The sequence below is a fragment of the Nocardia sp. NPDC102475 genome, assembly GCF_055584605.1.
The window spans coordinates 1-5,911 of record NZ_JBVJLS010000060.1 but is presented as its reverse complement, the minus strand read 5'-3'; the positions used below and the strand labels follow the sequence as shown (position 1 = coordinate 5,911).

6 protein-coding genes are annotated in these 5,911 nt (G+C 63.3%); 4 read left to right on the top strand and 2 right to left on the bottom strand.

Annotated features, from left to right (window positions below):
• Positions 1 to 220: 220 nt before the first annotated feature.
• On the bottom strand, positions 221 to 1,132 hold the full coding sequence (locus tag ACZ60G_RS43950; RefSeq protein WP_465818347.1) for an NAD(P)H-binding protein: 912 nt from the start codon (positions 1,130 to 1,132) through the stop codon (positions 221 to 223).
• 9 nt (positions 1,133 to 1,141) lie between these two features.
• Positions 1,142 to 1,369, bottom strand: a complete 228-nt coding sequence (locus ACZ60G_RS43945) for a hypothetical protein (RefSeq protein WP_465818346.1) — start codon at positions 1,367 to 1,369, stop codon at positions 1,142 to 1,144.
• Positions 1,370 to 1,912: 543 nt separating this feature from the next.
• On the opposite strand from ACZ60G_RS43945, the gene ACZ60G_RS43940 reads away from it, so the two are divergent.
• From ACZ60G_RS43940 to ACZ60G_RS43925, 4 genes are all read left to right on the top strand, one after another.
• Positions 1,913 to 2,107 (top strand): class I SAM-dependent methyltransferase, encoded by a 195-nt coding sequence (locus tag ACZ60G_RS43940; protein WP_465818344.1) that lies wholly within the window; start codon positions 1,913 to 1,915, stop codon positions 2,105 to 2,107.
• A gap of 34 nt (positions 2,108 to 2,141) precedes the next feature.
• Complete coding sequence (locus tag ACZ60G_RS43935; protein ID WP_465818342.1) at positions 2,142 to 2,816, top strand: class I SAM-dependent methyltransferase; 675 nt, start codon at positions 2,142 to 2,144, stop codon at positions 2,814 to 2,816.
• Positions 2,817 to 2,958: 142 nt separating this feature from the next.
• Positions 2,959 to 3,522: a class I SAM-dependent methyltransferase gene (locus tag ACZ60G_RS43930; RefSeq protein ID WP_465818340.1), complete on the top strand. Its 564-nt coding sequence runs from the start codon at positions 2,959 to 2,961 to the stop codon at positions 3,520 to 3,522.
• Positions 3,523 to 3,812: 290 nt separating this feature from the next.
• Positions 3,813 to 4,238, top strand: a complete 426-nt coding sequence (locus ACZ60G_RS43925) for a MerR family transcriptional regulator (protein WP_465818338.1) — start codon at positions 3,813 to 3,815, stop codon at positions 4,236 to 4,238.
• Positions 4,239 to 5,911 lie beyond the last annotated feature (1,673 nt).

Sequence of the window (5,911 nt, the reverse complement as noted above, 5' to 3'; positions counted from 1 at the left end):
CGCCTGGGTGATCGCGAGCCCGATACCTTTGCTGGCGCCGGTAACCACGGCGGTCTTGCCCGACAGATGTAGATCCATGCTGTTACTCCCGTCGCCAGCTCGGTTTGTGACCCCGAACACGCCACGCCCGGCTCAGCTTTGCCGGATCCAGTCCGTGACCTCGGCAGTGTCGGAGCCATATGAGCTGAACATTTTTGCCGCTCGCCGCGTATGCACGCACTTATGAGAACAGTTGCGAGTGTTCGGCTATGTACTGCCGAACCGTGGATGGCGGCTGTCCCGTGATCTTCTCGACGTCGTCGGTGGCTCGGTCGTAGCGTCCGACACGGTGCAGCAATGCCATTGTCGCCAGGTGCTGCTCGACATGCGCGGGCAGGCCTTGGGGCTCGAGGACCTCCTGGACCCAGGTTTCCTGGGGAATGTCGGTGCCGCGAATCGGCCGGTGCAGTCCCAGGGTGTACTCGGCGGCCAGGCCATCGATGTCCAGACTCGCCGGGCCGGTCAATTCGTAGACGTCGCCGATGCGGTGGGTGGGATCTACGAGCACTGCCGTAACCGTGCGGGCCACGTCGCTGGTAGCTATCGGTGATGTTCGGCCCGTTCCGAAGGGCAGGGCCAACAGGTTTTGGTCTCGCAGCGACGGTGCCGCAAGTCTGGTGAATATCGGATTGTCCAGAAACACGGTTGGCCTAATGTGCACGACCGGCACACCCGACCAGTTCAAGACGCGCTCGGCGAGGTAATGCAGCCGATGTTGACGAGACTCTCCGACACTGGTCAGCGTCATTTGAGAAACCGTCATCTGGGACATGTTCACCACCACATCGAGGTGGCCGTACGCCAACGCGGCGTCGCAGACGACCACCGTTGCCTGCAGGTAGTCTGGCGAGACACCCATCGAAAAGAACATGCGATCGGTACCGGTCACCGCATCGACTACATCTCGTGGATCGGTCAAATCTCCGACGACGACTTCAGCGCCGAGTGCGCGTAACGGCTCGGCTCGGGCGTCGTCGTGGTGTACCAACGCGCGAACGCGATCCCCACGTTCCCGCAATTGCTCGATCACCTGCCGACTCACGCCACCGGTGCCACCACCCGCCCCGGTGATCAGGTACAAGAGCGCACTCATGCTCGCTCCTCACAGTGTGTTTTCCCAATGCTCGGCAAGGGGTGTGTCGGCGAACCTTTCGAGCATCAACCGGGACAACAGCAGCAGCGAGCGGCGTGGACGGTGGTTCACCACAAGGCGCTGGGCCTTTCCGGCGGCGATGGCGCCGTCCCACGCCGCGCCCTCCACGGTGGCGTCTTCGGCCAGGTTGTCCAGCCACGCTGGATAGTGCGGCTTCCCCATGTACGTCGATGTCATGCCGCGCCTCCCGTGAAACCCGGCAGCGAGCCGGCTCGCCGACGCGCGCCCACGATGTGTGACCTATGACCGTGCCACCTTATCGCCCGGAAGCCCGGGGTGTGGGGAATCCGTTGGGACCATGCGGTACGGCGTGCCCACAGAGCCGCCGACAGCGCCGGTATCCACGACACCCGAATAGGCCGGGGGATCCTGCACGTCCACCACAGCGCGGCCACCTTCGACAGCGAGGGATGAAAATCGACCTCCGCGAAGGCTTTTTACGGTTGTATCGGCCGCCAGATGTCTCGCTGTGCGGTGACCATACGCAAGTCTGACGAGGAACTACAGTTACCGCCTGGTTAAATGTTGCTCACGCACCGTTTCGCGCAGCGGTGAGATCTGTAGTCTCGGATCCGGATGCCACCCGACCTAAGGGACCCCTAGCCGCCCGGTCGACGACTCCCAGGCACTCGCGCCCCGAAGTGCGGTCCAACGTCAACTGCATGGGGGAGGGCACCGACACCGACACGATTCGGCCTGCATGCAAGGAAGACCCGCACCATGTCCGGTTACGCCCCCGCCGACCGTCAGATCCCGTCCCGCGACCAGCTACCCGACGAGTTCTTCGCGCAGTTCCTCGACCCGACTCGCACCTACAGTTGTGCGTACTGGACTCACCCGGACGACACCCTGGAACAAGCCCAGTCCGCCAAGATCGACCTTGCGCTGGCCAAATGCGATCTGCGACCGGGATGACCCTGCTCGACGTCGGCTGCGGCTGGGTTCGACCGTGCTGCGCGCCATGGACAGCTACGGCGTCAATGCGATCGGGCTGACGCCCCACCGCAACCAGCACCGGTATGTACGCGACCGCCTCGTCGACCGGCTCATCCGCGGCTGCCCCTACGGCGGTGTGCGACGGCAAGGCTGGCAACAATTCGACCGCCCCGTAGACCGCATCGTCTGCATCGGCGCACTCGAACACATCCACCACCAGCGATACCCCGACTTCTTCGACTTCGCCTACCGGATAATGCCCGACGACGGAGTGCTGCTGGTACAAACCGTCGTCGCCAATGACCCGCACGACGCGGAGGCGCACCTGGCACCGGCCCTGACGACCGAAACCGAATTCGCGTTCCTACGCGGCACCGTCTTCCCGAGTAGTCAGCTCCCACGATCAACCGGCCACAACCCCAGGGGAATCAACGAGTACGCGCAGGACGCCGGATTCAGCCTCGCCCACATTCAGGAACTGGGATCCCACTACACCACCACCCTGGACAGCTGGGCCACCTCTTTGCACGAGCACCGCGACCGGGCGATCGAACTGGCCGGGCAACACACCTACAACGCCTACATCAGCTATCTGACCGAGTGCGCCGACCACTTCCGCCACGGCCACCTCAGCGTCAAGCAGTTCACCTGCACCAAACCCGGCGCAATACAACCCCCACCACATTGACCCTGCCCGCGACTGCTGGTCATCGGGAAATAGCGGTGGTGATTCAGACCCGACCGCCGACTCCTCGTCGTGGGCCGCCTCGGACGAATCCGGCGGCCTCACCCCGTCGTTCGGGATCGCGCAGTAATCTCCGGCACTGTCCGTGGGGACGTGCCGCATCGAAATCGGTTGCCCGGGTAAGTTCGCACAGCATGAAACGACGTGCACTTCGTCGTGCCCTGACCAGTTATGCACTGTTGCTCCCGAGCATGGTGGGAGTCGGCTGTTTTCTGCTGCTGCCGATAGCCGTCGTGGCCTGGCTGAGCGTGTACAGCTGGAATCTGCTGGGGCCCAGGCCAGGCGGCGGTTCCGCAGCGCACTGAAGGCGCAGCGACTGGAAATCCATGAGGCGACCATGGACCACCTATCACTTGCAGACGCCTCGTTGGATGCGCTGATCAGCACGAACACGATCTACTTCATCGACGATCTCGCACCCGCCTTCGCCGAGCTGGCCAGAGTGCTACGGCCTGGCGCGACAGCCGTGCTGGGCGTGGGCGATCCCGCCGCGATGGCACGAATGCCATTTACACGCAACGGATTTCTCCTGCGCCCGATCAGGGACGTGACAGCTCACCTCGCGGATGCCGGTCTCGAGGTGATCGAAGACCGGCGTCTCGGCAACGATGACGACGCCTTCCATCTACTGGTATGCAAGCCGCGATAGGTTCACTTCGTCTTCCTGTCCACCATCGACATCACTCCGGTCCCCTGTGGATGAGCAAGAATGCGCGGCGCCGTGGCTTTCCGCGTCGAGGAAGCTTGTGCACGGGGGCACTGACCGTCGTCCACCACCGTCGCGCCAGCAGGCGAGTGCAACAGGTCGTAGGAGACCGAGCGCAAGTCGGTGGCGGCAGGGAGGGTTTCGGCGTCGACGAATCGGATCATGGACTCGGTTCGGCGGCGGTGTGGGTGTCGGAAGCAGACATACTGGCGATGCTGCGACTTAATGTCGACATGAAGGCAACCAGCGGCAGCGAATTGAGCGTCGGAGAGGTCGCGGCGAAATTCGGTCTGGCAACGCATGTGTTGCGACATTGGGAATCGATGAAACTACTGACGCCCGCGCGCGACTCGGCCGGGCGCCGCCGCTACAGCGGCGACGATGTTGTCCGGGTCGCGGTGATCCTGCGGGCGAAGGAGGCCGGGCTCGGGCTCGACGTGGTGCGGGAAGTGATCGGCGCTGGGCCGGATGTGCGGCGTGGCATCATGCGGCGACATCGCGCGCAACTTGCCGCCACGATCGCCGCCGCCGAGACCGCGCTCGCGATCGTAGACGGCGCGCTCGGATGCGAGCACGACGACTTCACGAGCTGTCCCCACTTTCAGGCCACCGTCGCCGCGCGAATCGGTACCGATCTGACTCCCCACGTGCCTGCGTGACCTGGGCGATCGTCGGGCGCACCGGCTCGTGCGCCCGCGTGCTCGAGGTGACTGTCGATATCGGGTTCGACTTCGTCGGTACGCCAGTGTCAGCGTTGGCGAGCGAGGCATTCGACGATTCCGAGCTTGAATCGTTCGACTTGTTCGCCCCTCCCCCTCATCGCGACTGGGCGAATGTTCGCCGACTCATTCAGTGGCGCGGGAGCTGTGTGAGTTCGCCTGGTCGACCACCTGATTGCGAACCGGACCTGGACCGCGCCGCTTCTGATCGTCAGCGTAGTGATCCTTCGTGACGGCGTGCGTGCCGCGGACGATGGGCCACGACCAGAGCAAGCTTCACCAGCAGTCCCGCGTGCAGTGCCGCGTCCGCAACGAAGGCCGCCGCTACCTCGCTCGACGTCCTGGCCCGCGCACGAGGGCTTACCCCCACCGACGAACAGGAGGATACAACCCCAGCAGAACTCACTGCCTGATCGAATTCCGGATCATTCGGTGACCACCCCAGTTACACCACGCCCCGGGACTTGACCTCGGGCGGATCGGCATTCATCCGCGCGCCTGCCAGAACTGGAGTGTGATCTGGTCGAGAATCTCTCGCGTGGCTGGCGGCAAGCGGGCTAATCACGCCGACTCGGTGATATCCGAGTCGGAAGTGCCGGTGAGCTCGGGCTCGGTGGGCGCCGCGGGTGGAGACGGCGGTCGTGCAGGATCGAGTAGTGGCCAGATCGGACTAGCTGTCGAGCATGCTGTAGGCGCGATGTGTTCCGGGCTGGCGGTGTCTTTCGAGGTTCGGTATGTCGGCGGTGTGGAAGGAGAACGCATCGCCGCCGCCCAGGCGAAAGCGCTTGTCGCACTGTTGAAATGGGAAGCGGACGACTGCGACGCCGACCGGTGCTGAATCCAGCATTCTGCCGACCCGGTCCCCGGGGTCTCGTGCTCCTAGAGGTTCATGCTGGAGCACTCCCCTTTGACCTGCGGATTTCCAATGTGCGCGAAATCGCGTATGAACGACGAATAGTGCCCCTGAGGATTCGAACCTGCGACGCCAAGAAATCGCCTTGACCTGCGGAAACGACTGGCGCAGGTTTGTGCCCTCGGCAGGAAACACAAAACATGGGCAACCGGGAAACGCCTGGTCATCGTGGGTGTGTACCCAGTCTGAGTGGCTGCACAACCCGCCCGGATCGACTGTTGGGCAGGTCTGTCTGCCCATTTCGTCGGAAACTGCCTGGACGGCGGACGTGCCTTCTCGTGCCTGTCCCGCCGCACCTGGAGCGTCGTGATCGCCAACCTGATCATCGCCACCACCTTTAGCAAGCATCGTGGTAACTCCATGTACTCGCATCCAGCTAGCTTGCGATTGGTGTCGTTGTCAAGAGCGAACAGTGCCGGGTGTAGTTGGTTTCCTTGGGTCTCTGATCTGCGGTTACATTGCAGCCCCACCGGATTTTGGCTGTGATATCGATAACCAGCGTTGGCATGCGCGAGCGTCGTTGGTTGACGTCAGCCATTAAATGGCGGGATTGATGACGAGTAGCGACGGCTGGCCAGCAACTGCCCCGGACACGCGCGTGATCGTGGGCCGATCCCAATGAATGAGACCGATCGGTATTAGAGTCCTTGTTTGGCCTGGTGAGGGCCGAGAAGGGACACTGATCGACATGGCAGGACGC